The following is a 22,835-nucleotide window of genomic DNA, read 5'->3' as shown; positions in this document are numbered from 1 at the left end:
TAAAATAGGAAAATGATTTTTACGAACCATGAGGTTTGAAGTGCAATGGCATGGCTTAACGGTCTGATCGATCTGCCCTGGTGGGGCTATATCGTGGTAACGCTGGTGCTCACCCACATCACCATCGCTTCTGTCACCATCTTCCTGCATCGTCACCAGGCACACCGTGCGCTGGACCTGCACCCGATTCCCAGTCACTTCTTCCGTTTCTGGCTGTGGCTTACTACCGGCCAGGTAACCAAGGAGTGGGCGGCCATTCACCGCAAGCACCACGCCCGCTGCGAAACCGCAGAAGACCCGCACAGCCCGCAAGTGCTGGGCATCAAGAAAGTGCTGTGGGAAGGGGCCGAGCTGTACCGTGCCGCCTGCAAAGACCGCAGCATCATGGAAAAATTCGGTCACGGCACGCCGGACGACTGGCTGGAACGCAATGTGTACACCCGTCACACCGGCAAGGGCATCCTGCTGATGCTGGCTATCGACCTGGTGCTGTTCGGCGCGGCCGGCCTGGCAATCTGGGCGATCCAGATGGCGTGGATTCCGTTCTTCGCGGCCGGCGTCATCAACGGCATCGGCCACTTCTGGGGCTACCGCAACTTCGAAAACGAAGACGCGTCCACCAATGTGTTTCCGTGGGGCATCCTGATCGGTGGTGAAGAGCTGCACAACAACCACCATACCTTCGGTACCTCGGCCAAGCTGTCGTACAAGTGGTTCGAGTTCGATATCGGCTGGATGTACATCCGCATCATGGAAATCCTGGGCCTGGCCAAGGTACGCAAGGTGGCGCCGCGTCTGGCGCAGTCGGCATCCAGCGCGCAGCTGGACCTCGACCATTTGCAGGCCATCATTGCCAACCGCTACGCCATTGCCGCCCGCTACGCCCGCGAGCTGAAGGACGTGTACCGTGCCGAAGCCGCCCGCATCCAGCTGCCGGAACTGGGTAACACCGACCTCGCGCGCAAGATGAAGGTGTGGCTGAAACAGGACGCCAAGGACACCCCGATGGCCGAACGCGCGCAGTTGGCCGCAGTACTGGCCAAGAGCCAGGTGCTGAATACCATTTACAGCATGCGTCAGGAGCTGACCCGTCTGTGGGAGCGTTCGTCGCTGACCCGTGACGAGCTGCTGAAAGAGCTGCAAGACTGGTGCAGCCGCGCGGAGGCCAGCGGTATCGAGTCGCTGCAGCGCTTTGCGCAGAGCTTGCGCACGGCCGCCGTGGCCTAAGCTGCCCCGGTTAGCCGCTATCACCAAGCGCCGCTGCTGCGGCGCTTTTTTCATGCCCCCAGAATGCTTGCAGCGTGGCCAGCTGCGTTACAATCGCCACTTTCCCACGTCATCTGCAACAGGAGCCGCCATGAGCATCCACCGTCATCTGCCGGGCAAACGCATGTCCGAAGCCGTCATCGTCAATGGCCTGATCTACACCGTCCAGGTGCCGGAAAGCGGCCAGGGCAATGCGCGCGAGCAGACCGCCGAGACGCTGGCGCTGGTGGACAAGGTGCTGGCCGAACTGGGCAGCGACAAGACCCGCATCATCGAAGCCACCATCTTTATGCCGGACCTGGCCGAGTTCGACCAGATGAACGAAGCCTGGGACGCCTGGGTGGCCGAAGGCCACGCGCCCGTGCGCTGCACGGTGGGCGCCAAGCTGGCGCACCCGGACTGGAAGGTAGAGATCCGCATCGTCGCCGCCCGCTAAACGCTGGCGGATATAAAAAAGGCAAGGTCGTTCGACCTTGCCTTTTTTTGCGTGCTGCGGCCAACGTTGGCCGCATGGGTATGCAGGTGCTAGTGCCCGGCGTCCACCACCGGTGCCGCACCGGCCGCTGCCTTGGGCGGGCGCGACAGCCACACCAGGCCGGTCAGCAGCAGGAACAGGCAGGCGGCCAGCCAGAAGATCTCGTTGGCGCCGATAAACAAGCCCTGGCGGCTGATGTCGCGGGTGATCACCGCGGCGGCCTGCTCCTGGCTCAGGCCCAGTTGCTGCATGCCGGCCAGCGTTTGCCGTGTGCCTTCGTGGTACAGGCTGATGTGGTCGGTCAGCTGTACGTGGTGGATGGCTTCGCGCCGTTCCCACTGCCAGGTGGTCAGCGACGCGCCGATGGAGCCGGCCAGCGTGCGCAGGAAGTTGGACAGGCTGGAGGCACTGGCCAGCTGTTGCGGCTTCATATTGGACAGCGTGATGGTGGTCAGCGGCATGAAGAAGCCGGCAATGGCAATGCCCTGCACAAACTGCGGCCAGGCCACGTCGGCAAAGGTCATGTCCGGGTTGAACGTGCTGTAGCGCCACCAGAAGCAGAAGGCAAACATCAGGAAGCTCACCGTCACCACCCAGCGCATGTCCAGCCGCTGCGCGTTCTTGCCGATCACCGGCGACAGCAGCACCGGCAGAATGCCGATCGGCGCCGTGGCCAGGCCGGCTTCGGTGGCGGTGTAACCCAGCTGCGTCTGCATTAGCAGCGGCATCAGCACGATGGCGCCGAAGTACAGCATGAAGCCGACACTGACCGAAATCACGCCCACGCTGAAGTTGCGGTCACGGAACAGCGACAGGTCGATCACCGGGTGCTTGTCGGTCAGCTCCCACACCACCAGGTAAGACAGGCTCAGCAGGGCAATCACGGCGTAGAGCACGATTTCGGTGGAGTGGAACCAGTCCAGCTCCTTGCCGCGGTCCAGCATCATCTGCAGGCAGCCCACGCCCAATACCAGCAGCGTGAGGCCCACCTTGTCGATGGGCAGCTGCAGGATGGCGGTTTCGCGGTGACGTAGCTCGCGCCAGCTCAGCCACGCCGCCACCACGCCCACCGGCACGTTGATGAAGAAGATCCAGCTCCAGTGCCAGTTGTCCGATAGCCAGCCGCCGAGGATGGGGCCGAAGATCGGCGCCACGATGATGGTCATCGTCCACAGCGCCATCGCGATAGCGCGTTTTTCCGGCGGATAGCTCTGCAACAGCAGGCTTTGTGACAGTGGAATCATCGGCCCGGCCAGCGCGCCCTGCAGCACGCGGAACAGGATCAGCAGTTCCAGGCTGGGGGCGATGCCGCACAGCAGCGACGACAGTACAAAGCCGATGGTGGCGATCAGGAACAGCCGCACTTCGCCCAGGCGCTTGGCCAGCCAGCCGGTGATGGGCACCGCGATGGCGTTGGCCACGCCGAACGAGGTAATCACCCACGTGCCCTGGCTGGTAGATGCGCCCAGGTCACCGGCAATGGTGGGGATGGCCACGTTGGCGATGGTGGTATCCAGCACCTGCATGAAGGTGGCCAGCGACAGCGCCAGCGTCACCAGCGTGCGCGAGCGGCCCTGTAGGGGAGGGTGTGCCATGCGGCCTCCTTACTTGCCTACGTTGGCCGCAACAATCTGCGCCACGCGGCGGTCGGCCTCGGCCAGCTTGCCGTCAAACACGCGGGTGGCCAGCAGCGGGGCGGTCGGGGCGGCGCTCAGCAGCGGGCCGTCCTGTTGGCTGGTATCCACGCTCACGTTCATCGACAGGCCCAGGCGCAGCGGGTGCGCTTGCAGCTCTTTCGGGTCCAGCGCAATGCGTACCGGTACGCGCTGCACCACCTTGATCCAGTTGCCGGTGGCGTTCTGTGCCGGCAGCAGCGAGAACACGCTGCCGGTACCGGCGGCCAGGCCGGCGACCTTGCCGTGGTAGGTGATGTCGTCGCCGTACAGGTCGGCGTGCAGTTCGACCGGTTGGCCGATGCGCAGGTCTTTCAGCTGGCCTTCCTTGAAGTTGGCGTCCACCCACAGGCTGTCCAGCGCGGCGACCGCCAGCAGCGGGGTGCCAGGCTGCACGCGGGCGCCGGGCTGGGCGCTGCGGCGCGCGACCTGGCCGGCTATCGGGGCGCGCACTTCGGTGCGCGACAGCGTCAGCCACGCTTCACGAACTGCGGCGGCGGCGCGGGCCACGGCCGGCTGTTTCTCGGCGCTGTCGCTCAGCACCAGTGCGCGGCTGGCTTTTTGCTCTTCGCGGGCAGCATTCAGCGCGGCGGTGGCGGCTTCCAGCTGGGCGCGGGCGGCGGTAACGGCATTGCGGGCGTGCTGCACGTCTTCCTGAGCGATGGCTTGCTCTTTGGCGGCGGCTTCGCGACGCGCCAGATCGCCACTGCTGCGGGCCACTTCGGCCTGGGCTCGGGCCAGGTCGGCCTCGCGTTGCGTCACCACGGCGTCGGCCTTGCCGCTAACCGAGATTAGCTGGCGGGTCTGGCGTACGGCCTGCGCCAGGTCGGCCTCGGCACGCGCCAGCGCCAGGCGGGCGTCGTTGTCGTCCAGCGTCAGCAGCAGGTCGCCGGCTTTGACGCTGTGGGTGTCGTCGGCGTGGATGCTGCGGATATTGCCGGCGATCTGCGCCGACACCGGCACCAGGTTGCCGGCGGTGTAGGCGTCATCGGTGCTTTCATGGTGGCGCAGCGCCACAAACCAGTAGGCCCCGCCGGCGATACCGGCGATGACCAGGGCCAGGGTGAGGCGGGTGAGGGCAGTGCGGCGGGCGTTGGGCGCGGCGTTATCGATTGTGTTTTCCATGTCTTTCCTCGGGTGTGGGGCGCGGCCGGCAGTGCCGGCGCGGGCCACAAACTGGTGCAGGCGTATCGGCAGGCCTGCGGTTGTCATGTTGGGCGCATTCAGTTGCCGGCTTGCGGGCTACCCAGCGCCCGCAGCAAGGCGGCTTGCACTTGCAGGCGTTGGCCGCGGATCTCCAGTGCCGACAGTCGGGCCTGGGTATCGCGCCGGCGCTCGTTCAGCCACTGGCTGCGCGAGGCGAGGCCGGTCTCCAGCCGGGTCTGCAGTACGCGGCTGGCTTCACGGCGTGCACGCAAGGTGGCGTCGGCTTGCGTTTCTGCCTGCGTCAGGCTGGCCAGCTGGCTGCTGCGGTCGGTGGTTTCCTGGATGGCGGCCAGCAAGGTCTGGTTGTAGGCGGCTACGGCTTGCTCGTAGTCGGCAGTGCGGCCCGACAGGCGGGCGTTGAGCTCGCCGTTGCTGAAGATGGGCAGTGTCAGGGCCGGGGCGAAGCGCAGCAGGCGGGCGCCCGGGTCCAGCAGGTTGGACAGCTCGGACGACGACAGCGCGGCCAGGCCGCCAATGCGGACGTCGGGGTAGAAGTCGGCGCGGGCGGCACGGATGCCGGCACTGGCGGCTTCCACCCGTTCGCGTGCCGCCAGGATGTCGGCGCGCTTGCCCAGCATGGCTGTGCTGTAGCGTGCCGGGTCCAGCTGCCATTCCGGCAGCGCTGCCTTGGCGATGGCGTCGATGTGGGTTTGCGGCAGCGCGGCTAGGGCGGCCAGCGCGTGACGTGCCTGCGTTTCGCGCAAGCCGGCGCGCAGCACCAGCTGGCGGGCATCGTTGGCCGCCGCTTGCAGTTGCGCCAGTTCGTCCGGTGCCGCCAGGCCTTGCTTGCTGCGAACCTCGCCCAGTTGCAGCAATTGTGTTGCTTGCTGCTGGTCTTCGGCTTGCAGTTGCAGGGCGTGCTGCGCGGTACGCCATTCCAGGTACTGGCTGCTGACGGCCCAGGCCAGCCACTGGCGGGCGTCGTCGGCTTCCAGTTGCGCGGCGTAGGCCTGGCCGCGAGCGGCGGCCAACTGGGCGCGGGTCTTACCCCAGAAATCGAAGCGGTAGGATAGATCCAGACCGACGGTTTCCAGGTTGGTGTAAATGCCACGGTAGGCCGGCGGGTTGTTGCCGTATTCGGAGCTGCGCTCGCGGACGAAGCTGGCGCTGCCGTTGACGCGCAAACCGTCGCTGCTGGCCACGCTGTCGCTGTTGGCGCGCGCGGCGCGCAGCTTGGCGTCGGCCAGTGTCAGGCGCGGGCTGCGCGCCAGCGCTTGCGATACCAGCTGGTCCAGCTGCGGATCGTTCAGCGCTTGCCACCAGTTGTCCCGTGCCAGTTGGCTACCGTCTTGTACGCCCAGACTGGCGGCTTGCAACGGCACGGTACTGGGCGGCAGTACATCGGGCGTGGCGCAGCCTGCCAGCAGCAGGCTGACGGCGAGGGTAGAGAGAATCAGTGCGTGAGGCTGGCTGTTACGCATGTAATGATCACCTGCGTTACTAATTTGTTATCAAAAAACCGGCAGTGCGCTGCCGGTTTCCTTGTGATTGGCCAGCTTATTGAAAAAGCCGGTTGTCGTGTGCAACGGTTTGTATCAGCCGCCAACGCGTCGCAACAGCTTACGCAGTAGAGCATCCAGCGTGGTGCGCTCTTCGTCGCTGAAGTCCTGCCACAGCTCGCGCATGCGCTGGCGCTGTTCCGGCATTACCTGGGCGATGAAGGCCAGGCCTTTTTCGGTGAGGATCAATTCGGTCTTGCGCCGGTCTTCTTGCGACGGCAGGCGTTCGATCAGGCCGCGCTGGCACAGGTCGTCCACCACGCGGGTGGCGTTGGTGCGCGAGAACGCCAGCGCGTCGGACAGCTCGGACGGGCTGACACGCTGCTCGGGGCGCGAGTACAGCACCATCAGCGCCATCCAGGTGGTTTCGTTGATCTCGTGGCACTTCAGCGTTTCATTGAAGTAGCCCAGCAGGTACGGCTGCAGGTGAAAGTACAGCCGGGTCAGCAGTACTTCCTGCCGCGGTGCGCCGGGCATTTTGCTGGAGATGCTTTCTACCGCTTGTTCACAGGGAACAAAGCTATGGCAGGTGTTGGGGCATTCGTTCATGGTTAAATGGTAACGTGCGTTACTAATTGGGGCAAGTTGCCAGCCAGGCTTCGACCTGGCGGGCTACCGGCGTCAGCAGGTCGGGTTGCAGGCAATCCAGCTCGGTGTTCTGCGGCATGCCGCGCAGCCAGGTGATCTGGCGTTTGGCCAGCTGGCGGGTGGCGGCAATGCCGCGCTCGCGCAGCTCGGCGTAATCGAACAGACCATCCTGGTATTCCCAGGCCTGGCGGTAGCCGACGCAGCGCATCGACGGCAGCGCCAGCGACAGCGCGGGGTAGCGCTGGCGCACGCGGCTGACTTCGTCCAGAAAGCCCTGCGCCAGCATCTGGTCGAAGCGCAAGGCGATGCGCTGGTGTAGCCAGGCGCGGTCAGACGGCTGCAGCGCCAGGCGCAGCGCGGCAAAGCTGGCCGCATCGTCGCGGCCCTGGCGCATCAGTGCCGACATCGGCTGGCCGGTGAGCTCGTACACTTCCAGCGCGCGCTGCACGCGTTGCGAATCGTTGGGTGCCAGGCGGGCAGCGGTTTCCGGGTCGACCGCGGCCAACCTTTGGTGCATGGCGGGCCAGCCCAGCTGTTCGCCGTCGGCTTCCAGCCGGGCGCGCACCTCGGCGTCGGCTTGCGGCAGGTCGGACAGCCCTTCCAGCAGCGCCTTGAAGTACAGCATGGTGCCGCCTACCAGCAGCGGAATGCGGCCACGCTGGCAGATGTCGGCGATCAGTCGGTTGGCGTCGGCGTGGAACTGTGCCGCCGAGTACGACTCAGTCGGCGGAATGATGTCGATCAGGTGGTGCGGGCAGGTCGCCATTTCTTCCGCGGTGGGCTTGGCGGTGCCGATATCCATATCGCGGTAAACCAGCGCGGAGTCGACGCTGACGATTTCCACCGGAAAGCGTTGCGCCAGCGCCAGCGCCAGCCCGGTCTTGCCGGAAGCGGTGGGACCCATCAGCAGGATGGCGCGGTGTTGTGGCTTCATCGTACGGGTACTGGGTGCAAAACGAGGCGGCTATTGTCGCACAAGGCGGGCGAAGAAAAAGCCGCCATTGGCGGCTTTTACAGGCAGACGGTGCGGCTTATGCCACCAGTTTGGCACCGATCACCACCATCATGATAGCCAGTGCCGGGCGCAGCCATTGTTCGGCCACGCGGCGGGTCATGTGGCTGCCCAGCCAGATGCCCGGCAGCGAGCCTACCAGCAGCTGGCCCAGCAGGCCGTAGTCCATATTGCCCATGCTGGCGTGGCCCAGGCCGGCCACCAGCGTCAGCGGCACGGCGTGGGCGATTTCGGTGCCCACCAGGCGGGCAGTGGGCAGCAGCGGGTACAAGGCAAAGATGGCCAGCGTGCCGAGTGCGCCGGCGCCGATGGAACTAAGGGTGACGATAACGCCCAGCACCACGCCGGTGGCGATGGTGGCGTTCACCGGCAGATGGTCCGGCGCCGGGGTGGGGCGAATGCGGGCCAGCTGGCGCAGGATGAACGGTTTGAACAGGATGGCAACGGCGGTCAGCATCAACGCGAAGCCCAGCGTGACCTTGATGATCTTGTTGACGTGCGCGGTTTCCAGGTGCAGGAAATGCAGCACCGCCACGGTAAGCAATGCGGCCGGTACGCTGCCCATGGCCAACAGGCGGGTAATGCGCCAGTCGATGTGCTTTTGCTTGTGGTGCACCCAGACGCCGCCCATCTTGGTGATACAGGCGTACAGCAGGTCGGTGCCGACCGCGGTGGCCGGGTTGATGCCGAACCACAGCAGAATGGGCGTCATCAGCGAGCCGCCACCGACGCCGGTGAGGCCAACGATGAAGCCGACCACCAGGCCGGCAACCACAAAGCCCAGATCCATGGGGCACACCCTTCAGAAAGCAATACGGGCAGCCATGCTAACCGAAGGGTTTATGCTGCTTTAGATGTATTTCATGTTTGGTTATTCACAAAATGAATAAGCAACCCGCCTGCGCCAAGCTCGCCAGTGCGACGTTAGCCCGCGTAATAGCAAGTAGCCCGTGTTCAAGCCTGTTTCAACAGCTGTTCGCCCCATTGCCGTAGCGCTTGCAGCACTGTGGCCTGCTGCGGTGTGGCGCTGGCTAGCCGTGCGTCGATCTCCTGGCAAAACTGGGCGTAGCTGCGGCCGCCGGGTTGGCCGCTGTGCAGCTTTTCCAGGCACCACTGCCGCCAGTGGCGGGCTTCTTCGGCATTCAGGCTGTGCGGGAAATTGCGCGCGCGGTAGCGCCATAACAGTCGCGCCAGCTGGCTGTCTTCAAACTCGGGCCGCTCTGCGGCCAACGCCGGCGCCGCCAGCTGTTGCAGGCGGTTCAGGATGCGGCGGTCGTTGTAGCTGACAAAGCCGCCGTACAGGTTCTCGTCCACATCCGGCGTGTCGCCGGGCTCGCGGCGAAACACGGCTTTCCATAGCAGGCTCAGGTCCGGCAGGGCGGCCGCGTGCACCGCGTGCTGTAGTGCCAGCGCCTTGTCGATGCTCAGCTCGGCGGCGCGGGCGTCGTCCAGTACCGCCAGCTTGTTGCACACGAACGGTGACTTGTTGATGTGGATGCTCTTCAGCGGCAGCCGTTGCACGCCTGCCGGCAGGTCTTCGTTGCGGGTAAACAGCCGTTCGCGTACCTGCTCGGCAGTCAGGCCGCTCAGTTCGCGCGGGTCGTGCGCCAGGTCCCAGACCAGTACTTCGTTTTTGTTGGTAGGGTGCTCGGCCAGCGGCCAGACGATGGCGACGTTGCCACGTTCGCTGCCGAACATGCCGGACACGTGTACCAGTGGCTGCGGCGCGTGCAGGCTGAGTTGGTGGCGCACCGCGTCCTTCTTGCGCAGGTCGAGGCAGAACTGGAACAGCCGCGGCTGGCGCGCGCGGATCAGCCGCGCCAGTGCGATGGTGGCGCGCACGTCGGACAGCGCGTCGTGGGCCGCCTCGTGCGCCAGGCCGTTGGCCGCGCTCAGGTGCTCCAGCTTGAAACTGGGCAGGCCGTTATCGTGGCGCGGCCAGGTAATGCCCTCCGGGCGCAGGGCGTAGGTGGTGCGTACCACGTCCAGCAGGTCCCAGCGGCTGCAGCCGTGTTGCCATTCGCGCGCGTACGGGTCTTTCAGGTTGCGCCACAGCAGGTAGCGGGTAACTTCGTCGTCGAAGCGGATCGAGTTGTAGCCGACGCCAATGGTGCCGGGCTGGCCCAGTTCGCGTTCGATGGCAGCAGCAAACTGGTGCTCGGGCACGCCGTGGGCGGCGCAGTGCTGCGGGGTGATGCCGGTAATCAGGCAGGCTTCCGGCGACGGCAGGTAGTCGGGCGTTGGCTGGCAGTACAGCATGACCGGTTCGCCGATCTCGTTCAGCTCGCTGTCGGTGCGGATGCCGGCAAACTGGGCCGGGCGATCGCTGCGTGGTACGGCGCCGAAGGTTTCGTAGTCGTGCCAGAAGAAAGTGGTTGGGCTCATGGTCGATGGCAAGGGCGCAAAACGCGATTGTCGCACCGGCAGCGCCTGGCTGGAACTTTTGTGCGTCGCGGTGGCCTGACAGCGGGTGGTACCTGCGTGCCACGCCTCCCCTGATTGTTTGGATATCCCTTGTGGCCAGCCCCGCGTTTGCGGCGCTGGCTTTCTTTTTCGCTTTCTAACAATATCGAACGCAATATTTCACTCATTCGAACATCCAGGCCGGATGTGCGGTGGCATGATGCTGCGATTGGATGGCAGATGTTGCCGTGCGTTGATGGCAGGGCGTGGGGCGGGGTGACGAGCGGTGCGTTGGAGCGGGTGAGGCGAGGTGGGCAAAAAAGGTCAAGCTAAGTGACTGATTTTGCTGATTGCCGGCGAGCGGGCAAAAAAATGCGCGGGGTTTGAAGCCCGCGCCAAGTCTACAAAGGAGAAATAGAGGAGAAACTATCAAGAAGCAATTGCTGCATCTCAACGAGGACGGATTATCCAGATCGTGGCCTGGGGTGTCAATGTATACAATTTACAAAAGCGAAAAAACATAACAAATTGTCGCGCATCGAACACTCGAAAATGTTCGGACGTGAAAATTGAGCGCTTGCTCGTTGCTGGTCATAAGCCTATTGAATAGTGGCAAAGCTTTAATAAGCCATAACTTGGCAGCGGCCAAGGCGCCACCCGGTGCGATTCCGCACATCACGCACTCGCCCTGCGGCGTGGCCTGTGCGAAAATACCGCCTTTGCCCATCCAGACGGTTGTCAGCAATGAGTGATTTGAGCCCAGTCCTGCCCGATCCGCGCCAGTACCCCGAGTCGTCCCCCTCCAATATGCTGATCCATTACGCGCAGTCGATTGCCAATGCGCCCAGCCAGGACGACCGCGCCATGTGGCAGGAATCGCTGCGCGCCACGCTGGCAGAAATGCTGGAGCGTAACGAGCTGCTGCCGGTGTCGGTGGCGCTGGCAATGGTGACCTCGCAGGCGCTGTACCAGGTGCTGTGGGACGCGCTGCGCGACGTGGCCGAGCGCCCGGACAGCGGCCGTCATGCCGTGGTGTTCGCCGTGCCGGTGGTACTGGTCGTCGGTAGCCGTACCCAGGTCACGCTGCCGGCCACGCTGGCCGACGTGGATGGCCTGAATGCGCTGTTCCGCCAGCATGGCCTGTTTGCCGAAGGCGCCGAAGCGTGGCTGTCCGGCAAGCTGCTGCACCCCGATTCGGTGGTGGGCATTCCTTCTACCCAGATTTTCCGCCTGACCCGCGAGCTGCAGGACGCCGCCAGTGGCGTACCGCTGGACTTGCCGCCGGCGGCGGTAACCGCCAAGGACGAGGGCGTATTCCTGCGCTATCTGCTGGGGGTGGCCATCCAGCAGGAAGGCGCGCCGGCGCCGGTAAAACTGGGTGGTAGCGTGGGCGCCTGGGGCGTGCCGCTGATGAAGTTCCTCGGCGAGCAGCTGAAAACCGACGGCGTGACGCTGTTCCCGATTCCTCGCCCGCCGATGGCGCTGATGCAGGCCATCGTGGCGGGCAACTTTGCCCGTCTGGAAGTGGCGCTACAAGTGTTTGCCAGCACCCAGATCCGCCAGCTGCGCGATCAGGGCCAGGAACCGGTGGCGATTGTGTCATCGCACGATAACGGCGAGCTGCACTTCACCATTTCGGCCGAAGGCAATGCCAAGGACTGGGGTGGTTTCGTGTGGCCGTTGGCCGCGCAGGACGTGGTGGCGCAGATCGAAACCAATTTCCGCATGCTGATGGCCGAGTGCCATGTGCGCGACGTGCGGGTGGTGCCGCAGGTGCAGCCGGAAAGCCGCGATGGCATCCCGCTGTTCTACACCGCAGACGACTGGCCGGTCAGCCAGACCCTGCAGTAAGACACGAAAATGGCGAAGGAACATGAATGCAATTCATTGTTTCTTCGCCATTTGTTCATTTCGGCCCGGCGCCGGAATGCGTTAAGATTTCCTTATCCATAACCCTTTGATGGAATAGTCGACGATGTTTGCAGATATCAAAATTGCCCAGTACGACCCGGAACTCGCTGCCGCCATCAGCGAAGAAGTCGTTCGCCAGGAAGATCACATCGAGTTGATCGCCTCGGAAAACTACACCAGCCCGGCCGTCATGGAAGCCCAGGGCTCCCAGCTGACCAACAAGTACGCCGAAGGCTACCCGGGCAAGCGTTTCTACGGTGGTTGCGAGCACGTTGACGTGGTAGAGCAGCTGGCCATCGACCGCGTGAAGCAGCTGTTTGGCGCCGAGTACGCCAACGTGCAGCCGCACTCCGGTTCGCAAGCCAACCAGGCGGTGTACTTCTCCATCCTGAAGCCGGGCGACACCATCATGGGTATGAACCTGGGCCACGGTGGTCACCTGACCCACGGTTCCCCGGCCAACCTGTCCGGCAAGATGTTCAACATCGTGGCCTACGGTCTGAACGAAAACGAAGAGATCGACTACGACGACATGGAGCGCGTAGCGCTGGAAACCAAGCCGAAGCTGATCATCGGTGGCGCTTCCGCTTACGCCCTGCGCTTTGACTGGGCCCGCATGCGCGAAATCGCCGACAAGGTGGGTGCCTACTTCATGGTCGACATGGCCCACTACGCTGGCCTGGTGGCTGCCGGTGTGTACCCGAACCCGGTGCCGCACGCCCACTTCGTGACCTCCACCACCCACAAGACCCTGCGCGGCCCGCGTGGCGGCATCATCCTGGCCAAGGCCGAGTTCGAGAAGTCGCTGAACAGCAACGTGTTCCCGACCCTGCAAGGCGGCCCGCTGATGCACGTCATCGCCGGTAAAGCCGTGGCCTTCAAAGAAGCGCTGCAGCCGGAATTCAAAGCCTACCAAGAGCAAGTGCTGAAGAATGCTGCCGCCATGGCCGAAACCCTGGCTGCCCGTGGCGTGCGCATCATCTCCGGCCGTACCGAGAGCCACGTGTTCCTGGTGGACCTGCGCCCGAAAGGCCTGACCGGCAAGGCTGCCGATGCCGCCCTGAGCAAAGCGCACATCACCGTGAACAAGAACGCCATCCCGAACGACCCGGAAAGCCCGTTCGTGACCTCCGGTATCCGCATCGGCTCCCCGGCCATCACCACCCGCGGCTTCAAGGAAGAAGAAGCCCGCATCGTGGCCAACCTGGTGGCCGACGTGCTGGACAACCCGAACGACGACGCCGTACTGGCGCGCGTGGCCGAACAAGCCACCGCACTGGCACGCCGCTTCCCGGTTTACGCTAAGTAATCGCCGCCGCCAGCTGGCGGTCGTGATGCAAAAAACACCGCGCCTTCGCAAGAAGGGCGGTGTTTTTTTATGTGCGGTGGCGCTGTCATGGTGCTGTCACCCGGCTGTTATACGTTGGCCGCATCGCGTTCACATTTCGATGGAAGACACCATGACCCGTTTGCTGCTGCCCCTGTTGCTTGCCGCCGCGCTGCCGGCGCTGGCTGAACCGTTTGCCCTGCTGGAAACCCGCGAGCCGAACATCGCCGCGCTGGAGCGTTACGAAGTGGCCACGCCCAGGGTGCCCTATGCTGGCACGGCCAAGGCCGCCTTCCCGCAGGGCTTGCCGCTGGCGGTAGGGTCCGGCCTGCGCTTCAAGGGCTACGAGAAAGCCACCTCGGCGCTAGAGTTCTGGTCGCTAACCGACCGTGGCCCCAATGTCGATTCGCCCGATGTGGCGGATGGCAAGGGTAAGCGCGCCAGCAAGGTGTTTGCGGTGCCGGATTACACGCCCACTATCACCCAGCTGCGCGTATCGCTGGCCGAAAAGGCCGAGGTCATCAAGACGCTGCCGCTGAAGCAGGACGGCAAGCCGATCAGCGGCCGCCCGATAGCGCCGGGGCAGGTGGGCGCCAGTGGCGAGCTGGGCCTGAGCGAGCAGTTGGCCGCGCTGCCATATGACGCCAACGGGCTGGACCCGGAAGGCATCGACGCCGACGCCGCTGGAAATCTGTGGATTGTGGACGAGTACGGCCCCTTCATCGTGAAGGTGGACGGCAAGAGTGGCGAGATCCTGCAGCGCTACGCGCCCGGTCAGGGCTTGCCGCCGGAGTTGGCCGCACGCCAGCCCAACCGCGGTTTCGAGGGCGTGGCGGTAACGCCGGCCGGCAAGGTGGTAGCCATCGTGCAGAGCACACTGGATGTGGATGGCAAAACCCGCCACGAGGCGCTGTTTACCCGCATCGTCGAGCTGGACCCGACAACCGGCGTCGTGCGTCAGTTTGCCTACCCGGTATCGGCCCACTTCAAGAAAACCGGCGACATGAAGTTGGGTGACATCGTGGCATTGTCCGAAACCCAGTTTGCCGTGATCGAGCAGGGCAAGGACAAAGACAAGCGCATGCATAACGACATCATGCTGATCGATCTGGCCAAGGCCAGCGCGCTGGACGGCAAGCAGCTGGCCGACGGCCGTGCGCTGGAATACGGCGACGCGGCGGCGCTGGCCGCCGCTGGCGTGATGCCGGTGAAAAAGCAGCTGGCGCTGGACTTGCGTGCGCTGGGCTGGACAGCCGAAAAAGCCGAAGGCCTGGCCTTGGTGGACGCCAGCACGCTGGCGGTGATCAATGATAACGATTTTGGCGTCGCCAGCGAGCTGCGCGGCAGCAGCCTGAAGCTGGACGAGCTGCGTGTAGCTGACGGCAAACTGGTAGACAAGCAGGGTCAGCCGCAAGCCGGCGCCAGCCTGGGGGTGGCGGCCAACGGTGAAAGCACGCAGCTGTGGCTGATTACGCTGCAAAAGCCGTTGAAAGAGCTGCTGCAGTAAACACCGGCTGCGCCGCAACAAGGCCCGCTTGCTTAGGCAAGCGGGCCTTGTCATGTGTAGCGTGTTGCAATCCGGTTATAAGAACAGAGCTTAATATTACAAAGCATGTTTTCTCGCCAAGTCGCTGATTTAAAGGCATAAATGTCGCTGTGGCCGTTGGCGGCGGCCGGCGGGGTGGCGAAGTGCCGGCGCGGCGCCCGTATAATGCGGCCAACGAGGAGAGGATCATGACCCAGCCTGAATTCAAATACCTGGAAGACTTCGTCGGCAATACCCCGCTGGTGCGCCTGAAGCGCATGCCCGGCAACAGCAGCAATGTGGTGCTGGTGAAGCTGGAAGGCAATAACCCGGCCGGATCGGTCAAAGACCGCCCGGCGCTGTCGATGATCCGCCAGGCCGAAGCGCGCGGCGACATCCGCCCCGGTGACACGCTGATCGAGCCCACCAGTGGCAATACCGGCATCGCGCTGGCGATGGCCGCCACCATGATGGGCTACAAGATGATTCTGGTGATGCCCGAAAACTCCAGCCAGGAGCGCGTCGATACCATGCGCGCTTACGGCGCCGAGGTGGTGCTGACGCCCAAAGAAGCGTCGATGCCTGGTGCCATCGACGAGGCACGCCGGCTACAGGCGGCCGGGGTTGGCCGCATCCTGGACCAGTTTGGCAACCCGGATAACCCGCGTGCCCATATCGAAGGTACCGGCCCGGAAATCTGGCGCGATACCGCCGGCACCGTTACGCATTTTGTGTCCAGCATGGGCACTACCGGCACCGTGATGGGCACCAGCACCTATCTGAAACAGCAGAACCCGGCTATCCAGATTGTCGGTGTGCAGCCGCAGGCAGGCAGCCAGATTCCCGGTATCCGCAAGTGGGAAGACGAGTATCTGCCAAAGATTTGCGACTTTGATCGCATCGACCAATTGCTGCTGGTAGACCAGCAAACCGCCGAAGATACCGCCCGCCGTCTGGCGCGCGAAGAGGGCATTCTGGCTGGTCCGTCGTCCGGTGGTGCGCTGGCGGTAGCGCTGCGTCTGAACGAACAACTGGAAAATGCGGTGATTGTTTCTATTGTCTGCGACCGCGGCGACCGTTATCTTTCCACCGGTCTATTCTCCTGAGCACGGGTTGGCCGCCGGCGGCCAACCTTAATCGAACACCATGTCCCAACACGTTTTTTCGCCGCCCAGCGACGGCAGCCTCAGCCCCCAGGCCTGGTACCAGGCCGCCAGCCAGCAGCCCGGTTTCATTCATGACGCCGCCCAGGCCGCCGCCATCGAGCGCCTCGACGCGCTGTGGCAGGCGCTGGTGGACTTCAAGGACAAACGCAACCGTTTTCTCGGTCGCAGCCTGCGCAAGCCGCCGGTGCCGCGTGGCCTGTATTTCTGGGGTGGGGTAGGGCGCGGCAAGAGCTTCCTGATGGATGCTTTTTATGGCTGCGTGCCGTACGAGCGCAAGCGCCGCGTGCACTTCCACCATTTCATGGCCGAAATCCACAAGCAGCTGCGCACGGTTACCAACGAGCCGGACCCGCTGAAGATTGTGGCGGCGCGCATCGCCCGCGAAGTACGGCTGCTGTGTTTTGACGAGTTCCACGTCAGCGACATTGCCGACGCCATGATGCTGGGCCGCCTGTTCACCGAGCTGTTCAATCACGGCATCATCTGCGTGATGACCTCCAACTACCCGCCGGACAACCTGTACCCCAACGGCCTGATGCGCAGCAACTTCCTGCCTACCATCGAGCTGCTGAAGGCCAATCTGGACGTGTTGAACGTAGACGGCGGCAACGACTACCGCCTGCGCGAGCTGACGCGCGAGCCGCTGTTTCATGTGCCGGCCGACGCCGCTGCCGAGCAGAAAATGAGCGCCATGTTCGAGCGCCTGGCTGGTGCCGCCGCCGAGGCGCCGCATACGCTGGCGGTGCTGGGGCGCGAGATTCCGCTGAAGCGGCACGTGCCGGGCGTGGTGTGGTTTGATTTCATGGCCATCTGCGACGGCCCGCGCGCGCAAACCGACTATCTGGAAATTGCCAGCGAATACCATACCGTGTTCGTGTCCGGCATCCCGAAACTGGCAGCCAAAGACTCGGCCATTGCTCGCCGCTTTACCTGGCTGGTGGACGTGTTTTACGACCATCGCGTCAAGTTTGTGGCGTCCAGTGCGGTGCCACCGGAGGAGATCTATACCGAAGGCCTGCAGGCCAGCGAGTTCTTCCGTACTGCCAGCCGTCTGACCGAGATGCAAACCAGCGCCTATCTGGCATTGCCCCATCTGGTCGATAATTTCAGCATTGCCGACGGCATCAGCGAAACCTGATCCGGCCGCCACCTGCCTGTGAAAAAGCCGCAGCGATGCCGCTGCGGCCGGGAGGGGTGACAAGCCCTGTTTGCCAAGCGAACAGGGCTTGTTTTGTCTGAGTAGGGAGCTTGTCGGCTGCTTACTGTGCGCCAGCCGGCACCAGCATGGGCTGATAACCCAGTGCTTTTAGCTTGGCCATTGCTTCTTCTGCCTCAGCGCGGGTGGTGAATGGCCCCAGCTGGACGCGGGTTTCGGTGCGAGCGCTGATGCCGCGCTTTTTCAGGTCGTCGATCAGCTTTTCGGCGTTGCCGGGGCTAGCAAACAAGCCCAATTGTACTTGGTAGCCCAGCGAGCTGCCGCCGGGTGCGGCGCGGTTGCTCGGTACGGTGGGCATTACGCGCGGCGCCGTGTTGGGGGCTGCGGCTGCGGCGGGTGCTGTAGGCGTGGCGGTTGCGGGCGGCAGCTCGATCGGCGTGGTGGCAGGGCGGGCGGCTGGCTTGGCGGCGGGCGCTGTGGCAGTGGTAGCGGCCGGTGCTTTGGCCGGCGCTGCGGTGGTCGTGGTTGCCGTATTGCCGCCGGCTGGCTTGGCTGTGGCTGTGGTGTTGCCAGCCGGTGCCACCGTGGTGGCCGGTTTTAGCGTTGCCGGGTTGGCCGCGGCGGGTGCCGGCGTGGCCGGCGCCGGGCTGGTGCTGCCCAGGTTGGCGGCCGGTGTGCGGGTTAGGTCAGGCGTGGCTGGCGACGGCGTGGCGATGGCTGGGGTGCTGGCGGCTGCCGGCGCGCTGCTTTCCGGCAGCTGTGCAATCACCAGCGTGGGTTCAGAGGCAGCTTCTTTGTTGATGATGCGGCCGGAGCTGACCGGTACGCTGCCGGGGATGGTTTCCGGCTTGTTGCCGGAAAAGCTGTCCAGGACGGGGATGGCGGCCAGGGCAACGGCCACCAGGCCGGCGGCCATCGCCAGGCGCTTTTTCAGTTCGGGGCTCATGGCCGTGGCGGATTCGCCACCTTGGTGCGGGTCGTTGGGGGAGGGAGTCATCGCGGTTTGAATTCTGTGCAGCAAAGGCTGGTGAACACTGGTAAAATGCCGGGTTCCTCAAAATTGGGTAACTGGCAGGCCGCAAAAGCGCATGCCAAGTGTAACCATATTCACTTGCAAACTGGGAGAATTTGTATGGCTATCGAACGCACCCTGTCCATCATCAAGCCGGACGCTGTTGCCAAGAACGTAATCGGCAAGATCTACGATCGCTTCGAGACCGCTGGTCTGAAAATCGTCGCTGCCAAACTGAAACAGCTGTCCCGCGCTGAAGCCGAAGGCTTCTACGCTGTACACAAAGAGCGCCCGTTCTTCAACGATCTGGTGAACTTCATGATCTCCGGCCCGGTCATGATCCAGGTGCTGGAAGGCGAAAACGCCGTTCTGAAAAACCGCGAACTGATGGGCGCGACCGATCCGAAGAAAGCTGACGCCGGCACCATCCGTGCAGACTTCGCCGATTCCATCGATGCTAACGCCGTTCACGGTTCCGACAGCCTGGAAAACGCCGCGATCGAAGTGGCTTACTTCTTCGCTGCTACCGAAGTCGTAGCCCGCTAAGGCGGACGCGGCCAACCCCTGGTCGCATGATAGACCCGTTGTACCCGGCGGCTGCCCTTTGTGGGCGGCCGCCTTTACCAGAGATTGACATGAAGACCAACCTGCTCGACTTCAACCTGCCCCAGCTCACCGAACACTTTGCCGCCATGGGCGAAAAGCCGTTTCGTGCCAAGCAGATCATGCGCTGGATGCACCAGATGGGCGAAGCCGATTTCGACGCCATGACCGACATTGCCAAGAGCCTGCGTGCCAAACTGCACGACACGGCGCAAGTGGGCGTGCCGGACCTGATGGTGTCGCAGGAGTCTGAGGATGGTACCCGCAAGTGGCTGCTCGACGTCGGCACCGGCAACGGTGTGGAAACCGTGTTCATCCCCGAGGATGATCGCGGCACCTTGTGCATATCATCCCAGGTAGGCTGTGCGCTGGAGTGCACCTTCTGCTCTACCGGCCGCCAGGGTTTTAACCGCAACCTCAGCACCGCCGAGATCATCGGCCAGCTGTGGTGGGCCAACAAGGCCATGGGGGTGACCCCGAAGAACGAACGCGTCATCTCCAATGTGGTGATGATGGGCATGGGCGAGCCGCTGGCCAATTTCGACAACGTGGTGTCGGCGCTGCAGATCATGCTGGACGATCACGGTTACGGCCTCAGCCGTCGCCGCGTGACGGTGTCCACCTCGGGCATGGTGCCGCAGATGGACCGCCTGAAAGAGGCCTGTCCGGTAGCGTTGGCCGTATCGCTGCATGCGTCCAACGACCGCATCCGCGACGAAATCGTGCCGCTGAACAAGAAATACCCGCTGAAAGAACTGATGGCGGCGTGCCAGCGCTACCTGGTGAAAGCGCCGCGCGACTTCATTACCTTCGAGTATGTGATGCTTGACGGGGTGAACGACAGACCGGAACATGCTCGCGAACTGATTGCACTGGTGCGCGACGTGCCGTGCAAGTTCAACCTGATTCCGTTCAACCCGTTCCCGAACTCCGGTTACGACCGTTCCAGCAACAACGCCATCCGCGCTTTCCGCGAGATCCTGCAGGAAGCCGGTTTTGTGGTGACGGTGCGCAAGACCCGCGGTGACGATATCGACGCCGCTTGCGGCCAGCTGGCCGGCCAGGTGCAGGACAAGACCCGCCGCCAGGAGAAGTGGATCCGAATTGCCGAGGAGAAAGGCTGATGCTGAAAACACGTGTTCTTGCTGCTTTGCTGACGGGCGTACTGAGCGCCCAGCTGGCGCTGGCTGCGGCCCCGCCGCGCGAGCTGGCGGAGACACGTGCGCAGCTGGCCATCGAATACATGCGCTACGGCAATATGCGCGTGGCAATGGAGAACGCGAATCAGGCCATTGCGGTTGATCCTACTTATCAGGCTGGTTACCTTGCCAAGGCCTTGATTTACATGGCGCTAAAAGTCGATGGCGAGGCAGATGCCGCCTTTCGCAAAGCCTTGTCTCTCAATGCGGCTAACCCGGAAGTGAACAACAACTACGGTCTGTTCTTGTGCGAGCGTCGCCGCTTCGATGAGGCACTCAAGCGTTTTGACACCGCCTTGGCCGACCCGTTTTTTGCTACGCCGCAGACTGCCATGGCCAACAAGGCGGTGTGCCTGGGCAAAATGAACCGTAACGATGAAGCCAACGCCCTGCTGCTGGAAGTGCTGCGGCGTTCGCCGAATGATGTGACTGCATTGCGCGAGCTGACCCGGCTGGCGGTGCAGGCTGGCAACGCCCAGTTGGCGCAGTTTTACTTTGACCGCCTGGGTAAGGACGATAGACGTTTTGGGGCTGACGAGTTATTGCTGGGCGTCCGGCTGGCGCGCTTGAAAAAAGACGCGCTGACCGAACTGCGCCTGAGCGAGGCCTTGAAAAAGCGTTTTCCTGACAGCCTGCAAACCCAGCAGCTGCTCAGCGGCAGCTGACCCCGAAAGCTAACCTCGCCTATGACAACTTCTGTTGCACAAGAAATCGGCCAGCAGCTGCGCGATGCCAGACTGGCCAAAGATTTGAGCCTGCATGACGTCGCCGACCGCCTAAAGCTATCTCTGCGTCAGCTGGAGGCTATCGAAGCCGGCCAACTGGAGCAACTGCCCGGTGCCACCTTCGTGCGCGGGTTCGTGCGTAATTACGCCCGTTTCCTGACGTTGGACAGTGCGCCACTGATAGCGTTGCTGGATCAGGTTTACCCGCCGCAGCGTGTGGAACGTATCGAGCCCGCAGCCGTCGTACCGGCCGAGTCCAATGGCATTACGCCATGGCTGTTGTTGTTGCCGGTACTGTTGGGGCTGTTAGTGGCGGTTTGGTGGTTGCAACCCGAAGCCTCGCCTGCGCCGCAAGCAGGTGAACTGGCACCGATGCAACTTGAGGACGCCAGTGCCCCCCTGTCCGCCGCAGCCAGCCAGCCCGTGGCAGCCAGCCTACCGTTAGCAGTGGCTAGCGCGCCTACTGCACAACCCGCCAGTGCGTCCATGTCAGCGCGTACGCAGGCTGCAGCCACCGCACCGGCCTTGGCTGCTTCGGCAGTGGTTGCCGCTCAGCCGGCGTCTGACAGCAAGCGTTTGCGGCTGAGCGCCAGTGCCGACTCCTGGGTGTCGGTAGTAGACGCCACAGGCAAGCGCCTGGTGTTCGGCACCATTGCTGCCGGTAGTAGCCAGGAGGTGAACGGCAAGCCCCCGTTCAAGCTCACTATCGGTAACGCGCCGGCAATGTCGCTGAGCTACGAAGGCACGCCGGTAGACCTGAAAGACAAGACCCGCGGCAGTACCGCAAAACTGGAACTGAACTGATAGCAGATGGACGCAACGATCAAACGCCGTAAGACCCTGCAGGTAGCAGTAGGGCACGTGATGGTAGGGTCCGAGCACCCGGTGGTGGTGCAGTCGATGACCAATACCGACACCGCAGACGCGGTGGCTACCGCACAGCAGGTATTCGAACTGGCTCAGGCTGGCTCGGAGGTGGTGCGCATTACCGTCAACAGCCCGGAAGCGGCGGCCCGCGTGGCCGAGATCCGCCAGCGACTGGACGATATGGGCTGCAACGTGCCGCTGGTGGGCGATTTCCACTTCAACGGCGAGCGTTTGCTGAAGGACTATCCGGACTGCGCGCGTGCGCTGGGCAAGTACCGCATCAACCCCGGTAACGTCGGCAAAGGGGCCAAAGGCGACGAGAAATTCGCCTACATGATCCGCGCCGCTGCCGAGTACGGCAAACCGGTGCGCATTGGCGTCAACTGGGGCAGCCTGGACCAGGCGCTGCTGGCCCGCATGCTGGACATGAACAGCCGTGCGGCCAATCCGCAGCCGCTGGAAGTGGTGATGCGCGAGGCGCTGATTACCTCGGCGCTGGAATCGGCCGACAAGGCGATGGAGCTGGGTTTGCCGGCCAACCAGATCCTGCTGTCGTGCAAGGTCAGCAACGTGCAGGACCTGATCACCGTTTACCGCGATCTGGGCAGCCGCTGCGCGTTTCCGCTGCACCTGGGCCTGACCGAGGCCGGCATGGGCAGCAAGGGTATCGTGGCGTCCAGCGCGGCGCTGGCGGTGCTGCTGCAGGAAGGCATCGGTGACACCATCCGTATCTCGCTGACCCCGCAACCGGGCGAGGCGCGCACCAAGGAAGTGGTGGTGGCGCAAGAGCTGCTGCAAACCATGGGTCTGCGTTCGTTCACGCCGCTGGTTACTGCCTGTCCAGGCTGTGGCCGTACCACCAGCACGTTCTTCCAGGAGCTGGCCGACAGCATCCAGACCTTCCTGCGCGAGCAGATGCCGGTGTGGCGCCTGCAGTACCCGGGCGTGGAAGACATGAAAGTGGCGGTGATGGGCTGTGTGGTCAATGGCCCGGGCGAGTCGAAACTGGCCGACATCGGCATCAGCCTGCCCGGTACCGGCGAAGTGCCGGTGGCGCCGGTCTATGTCGATGGCCAGAAAGACGTTACCCTGAAGGGCGACAATATTGCACAGGACTTCCGCGCCATCGTGGAAAACTACGTGCAGACCCGTTACGGTGAGGGTGGTACCAAGCGTCGCGAAGGGGTGACGCGTACCATCCCCATCCGCCAGCTTTGAGGTG

At 63.6% G+C, this 22,835-nt stretch carries 20 protein-coding genes; 12 read left to right on the top strand and 8 right to left on the bottom strand.

Annotated elements, in window-relative coordinates; all coding sequences use genetic code 11:
* Positions 1-45 precede the first annotated feature (45 nt).
* Both ACK4FZ_RS07860 and ACK4FZ_RS07855 read left to right on the top strand, forming a co-directional pair.
* Positions 46-1,227 carry a fatty acid desaturase gene (locus tag ACK4FZ_RS07860; protein ID WP_409819576.1) on the top strand — a complete coding sequence of 394 codons (1,182 nt, stop codon included), beginning with the start codon at positions 46-48 and terminating at the stop codon, positions 1,225-1,227.
* A gap of 130 nt (positions 1,228-1,357) precedes the next feature.
* On the top strand, positions 1,358-1,702 hold the full coding sequence (locus ACK4FZ_RS07855) for a RidA family protein (RefSeq protein ID WP_170252350.1): 345 nt from the start codon (positions 1,358-1,360) through the stop codon (positions 1,700-1,702).
* 89 nt (positions 1,703-1,791) lie between these two features.
* Here ACK4FZ_RS07855 and ACK4FZ_RS07850 read toward each other — a convergent pair whose 3' ends face one another.
* The 7 genes from ACK4FZ_RS07850 to sbcB all read right to left on the bottom strand — a co-directional run bounded on the left by ACK4FZ_RS07850 (position 1,792) and on the right by sbcB (position 10,104).
* Positions 1,792-3,336 carry a DHA2 family efflux MFS transporter permease subunit gene (locus ACK4FZ_RS07850; RefSeq protein ID WP_409819573.1) on the bottom strand — a complete coding sequence of 515 codons (1,545 nt, stop codon included), beginning with the start codon at positions 3,334-3,336 and terminating at the stop codon, positions 1,792-1,794.
* 9 nt (positions 3,337-3,345) lie between these two features.
* On the bottom strand, positions 3,346-4,626 hold the full coding sequence (locus ACK4FZ_RS07845; protein WP_409819572.1) for an HlyD family efflux transporter periplasmic adaptor subunit: 1,281 nt from the start codon (positions 4,624-4,626) through the stop codon (positions 3,346-3,348).
* A gap of 11 nt (positions 4,627-4,637) precedes the next feature.
* Positions 4,638-6,041 (bottom strand): efflux transporter outer membrane subunit, encoded by a 1,404-nt coding sequence (locus ACK4FZ_RS07840; protein WP_409819570.1) that lies wholly within the window; start codon positions 6,039-6,041, stop codon positions 4,638-4,640.
* 114 nt (positions 6,042-6,155) lie between these two features.
* Entirely contained in the window at positions 6,156-6,668 is a 513-nt protein-coding gene (gene mprA / locus ACK4FZ_RS07835) for a transcriptional repressor MprA (RefSeq protein ID WP_144372401.1), read from the bottom strand.
* A 22-nt stretch (positions 6,669-6,690) separates the two neighbouring features.
* A complete protein-coding gene (gene miaA, locus ACK4FZ_RS07830) occupies positions 6,691-7,641 on the bottom strand; it encodes a tRNA (adenosine(37)-N6)-dimethylallyltransferase MiaA (protein WP_409819567.1) in 951 nt (316 codons plus the stop codon).
* Between the two features lie 97 nt (positions 7,642-7,738).
* Positions 7,739-8,509, bottom strand: coding sequence for a sulfite exporter TauE/SafE family protein (locus ACK4FZ_RS07825; RefSeq protein ID WP_409819566.1), 771 nt, complete (start codon positions 8,507-8,509; stop codon positions 7,739-7,741).
* Positions 8,510-8,673: 164 nt separating this feature from the next.
* The gene (gene sbcB, locus ACK4FZ_RS07820) at positions 8,674-10,104 is read right to left on the bottom strand and encodes an exodeoxyribonuclease I (protein ID WP_409819563.1); all 1,431 of its coding nucleotides are present in this window, start codon (positions 10,102-10,104) and stop codon (positions 8,674-8,676) included.
* A 762-nt stretch (positions 10,105-10,866) separates the two neighbouring features.
* Between sbcB and ACK4FZ_RS07815 the strand changes: the two genes are divergently transcribed.
* The 5 genes from ACK4FZ_RS07815 to zapE all read left to right on the top strand — a co-directional run bounded on the left by ACK4FZ_RS07815 (position 10,867) and on the right by zapE (position 17,189).
* The gene (locus ACK4FZ_RS07815; RefSeq protein ID WP_409819561.1) at positions 10,867-11,973 is read left to right on the top strand and encodes a hypothetical protein; all 1,107 of its coding nucleotides are present in this window, start codon (positions 10,867-10,869) and stop codon (positions 11,971-11,973) included.
* A gap of 124 nt (positions 11,974-12,097) precedes the next feature.
* Entirely contained in the window at positions 12,098-13,342 is a 1,245-nt protein-coding gene (glyA, locus tag ACK4FZ_RS07810; RefSeq protein ID WP_409819558.1) for a serine hydroxymethyltransferase, read from the top strand.
* Positions 13,343-13,493: 151 nt separating this feature from the next.
* Positions 13,494-14,867, top strand: coding sequence for an esterase-like activity of phytase family protein (locus ACK4FZ_RS07805; RefSeq protein WP_409819556.1), 1,374 nt, complete (start codon positions 13,494-13,496; stop codon positions 14,865-14,867).
* Positions 14,868-15,094: 227 nt separating this feature from the next.
* On the top strand, positions 15,095-15,991 hold the full coding sequence (cysM, locus tag ACK4FZ_RS07800) for a cysteine synthase CysM (RefSeq protein WP_144372394.1): 897 nt from the start codon (positions 15,095-15,097) through the stop codon (positions 15,989-15,991).
* 40 nt (positions 15,992-16,031) lie between these two features.
* On the top strand, positions 16,032-17,189 hold the full coding sequence (gene zapE, locus ACK4FZ_RS07795; protein WP_409819553.1) for a cell division protein ZapE: 1,158 nt from the start codon (positions 16,032-16,034) through the stop codon (positions 17,187-17,189).
* 121 nt (positions 17,190-17,310) lie between these two features.
* Here the strand turns inward: zapE and ACK4FZ_RS07790 are convergent, their stop codons facing one another.
* Positions 17,311-18,204 (bottom strand): SPOR domain-containing protein, encoded by an 894-nt coding sequence (locus ACK4FZ_RS07790; protein ID WP_409819550.1) that lies wholly within the window; start codon positions 18,202-18,204, stop codon positions 17,311-17,313.
* A gap of 135 nt (positions 18,205-18,339) precedes the next feature.
* Between ACK4FZ_RS07790 and ndk the strand changes: the two genes are divergently transcribed.
* The 5 genes from ndk (at position 18,340) to ispG (ending at position 22,831) form a co-directional block, all read left to right on the top strand.
* On the top strand, positions 18,340-18,765 hold the full coding sequence (ndk, locus tag ACK4FZ_RS07785) for a nucleoside-diphosphate kinase (RefSeq protein ID WP_144372391.1): 426 nt from the start codon (positions 18,340-18,342) through the stop codon (positions 18,763-18,765).
* An 89-nt stretch (positions 18,766-18,854) separates the two neighbouring features.
* A complete protein-coding gene (gene rlmN, locus ACK4FZ_RS07780) occupies positions 18,855-19,946 on the top strand; it encodes a 23S rRNA (adenine(2503)-C(2))-methyltransferase RlmN (RefSeq protein WP_144372390.1) in 1,092 nt (363 codons plus the stop codon).
* The gene (pilW, locus tag ACK4FZ_RS07775) at positions 19,946-20,686 is read left to right on the top strand and encodes a type IV pilus biogenesis/stability protein PilW (protein ID WP_409819546.1); all 741 of its coding nucleotides are present in this window, start codon (positions 19,946-19,948) and stop codon (positions 20,684-20,686) included. The genes rlmN and pilW overlap by 1 nt, the downstream gene beginning before the upstream one ends.
* Positions 20,687-20,707: 21 nt before the next feature.
* The gene (locus tag ACK4FZ_RS07770) at positions 20,708-21,550 is read left to right on the top strand and encodes a helix-turn-helix domain-containing protein (protein ID WP_409819544.1); all 843 of its coding nucleotides are present in this window, start codon (positions 20,708-20,710) and stop codon (positions 21,548-21,550) included.
* Positions 21,551-21,556: 6 nt separating this feature from the next.
* The gene (ispG, locus tag ACK4FZ_RS07765) at positions 21,557-22,831 is read left to right on the top strand and encodes a flavodoxin-dependent (E)-4-hydroxy-3-methylbut-2-enyl-diphosphate synthase (RefSeq protein ID WP_409819542.1); all 1,275 of its coding nucleotides are present in this window, start codon (positions 21,557-21,559) and stop codon (positions 22,829-22,831) included.
* The last annotated feature ends 4 nt before the right edge of the window (positions 22,832-22,835 follow it).

It is taken from the genome of Vogesella sp. (assembly GCF_046297735.1).
In the GTDB taxonomy this organism is placed as follows: domain Bacteria; phylum Pseudomonadota; class Gammaproteobacteria; order Burkholderiales; family Chromobacteriaceae; genus Vogesella; species Vogesella urethralis.
Note: the sequence above shows the minus strand (reverse complement) of the source record. Positions and strands in the feature narration are given on the sequence as shown.

What these genes read in the sequence shown, in the direction of transcription:
- ACK4FZ_RS07840 (WP_409819570.1), bottom strand. Translation starts at nt 6,041, where the DNA reads ATGCGTAACAGCCAGCCTCACGCACTGATTCTCTCTACCCTCGCCGTC.
- mprA (WP_144372401.1), bottom strand. Translation starts at nt 6,668, where the DNA reads ATGAACGAATGCCCCAACACCTGCCATAGCTTTGTTCCCTGTGAACAA.
- rlmN (WP_144372390.1), top strand. Translation starts at nt 18,855, where the DNA reads ATGAAGACCAACCTGCTCGACTTCAACCTGCCCCAGCTCACCGAACAC.
- sbcB (WP_409819563.1), bottom strand. Translation starts at nt 10,104, where the DNA reads ATGAGCCCAACCACTTTCTTCTGGCACGACTACGAAACCTTCGGCGCC.
- ndk (WP_144372391.1), top strand. Translation starts at nt 18,340, where the DNA reads ATGGCTATCGAACGCACCCTGTCCATCATCAAGCCGGACGCTGTTGCC.
- ACK4FZ_RS07860 (WP_409819576.1), top strand. Translation starts at nt 46, where the DNA reads ATGGCATGGCTTAACGGTCTGATCGATCTGCCCTGGTGGGGCTATATC.
- ACK4FZ_RS07815 (WP_409819561.1), top strand. Translation starts at nt 10,867, where the DNA reads ATGAGTGATTTGAGCCCAGTCCTGCCCGATCCGCGCCAGTACCCCGAG.
- cysM (WP_144372394.1), top strand. Translation starts at nt 15,095, where the DNA reads ATGACCCAGCCTGAATTCAAATACCTGGAAGACTTCGTCGGCAATACC.
- ACK4FZ_RS07855 (WP_170252350.1), top strand. Translation starts at nt 1,358, where the DNA reads ATGAGCATCCACCGTCATCTGCCGGGCAAACGCATGTCCGAAGCCGTC.
- ACK4FZ_RS07770 (WP_409819544.1), top strand. Translation starts at nt 20,708, where the DNA reads ATGACAACTTCTGTTGCACAAGAAATCGGCCAGCAGCTGCGCGATGCC.
- ACK4FZ_RS07790 (WP_409819550.1), bottom strand. Translation starts at nt 18,204, where the DNA reads ATGACTCCCTCCCCCAACGACCCGCACCAAGGTGGCGAATCCGCCACG.
- ispG (WP_409819542.1), top strand. Translation starts at nt 21,557, where the DNA reads ATGGACGCAACGATCAAACGCCGTAAGACCCTGCAGGTAGCAGTAGGG.
- pilW (WP_409819546.1), top strand. Translation starts at nt 19,946, where the DNA reads ATGCTGAAAACACGTGTTCTTGCTGCTTTGCTGACGGGCGTACTGAGC.
- ACK4FZ_RS07850 (WP_409819573.1), bottom strand. Translation starts at nt 3,336, where the DNA reads ATGGCACACCCTCCCCTACAGGGCCGCTCGCGCACGCTGGTGACGCTG.
- ACK4FZ_RS07825 (WP_409819566.1), bottom strand. Translation starts at nt 8,509, where the DNA reads ATGGATCTGGGCTTTGTGGTTGCCGGCCTGGTGGTCGGCTTCATCGTT.
- zapE (WP_409819553.1), top strand. Translation starts at nt 16,032, where the DNA reads ATGTCCCAACACGTTTTTTCGCCGCCCAGCGACGGCAGCCTCAGCCCC.
- ACK4FZ_RS07845 (WP_409819572.1), bottom strand. Translation starts at nt 4,626, where the DNA reads ATGACAACCGCAGGCCTGCCGATACGCCTGCACCAGTTTGTGGCCCGC.
- ACK4FZ_RS07805 (WP_409819556.1), top strand. Translation starts at nt 13,494, where the DNA reads ATGACCCGTTTGCTGCTGCCCCTGTTGCTTGCCGCCGCGCTGCCGGCG.
- miaA (WP_409819567.1), bottom strand. Translation starts at nt 7,641, where the DNA reads ATGAAGCCACAACACCGCGCCATCCTGCTGATGGGTCCCACCGCTTCC.
- glyA (WP_409819558.1), top strand. Translation starts at nt 12,098, where the DNA reads ATGTTTGCAGATATCAAAATTGCCCAGTACGACCCGGAACTCGCTGCC.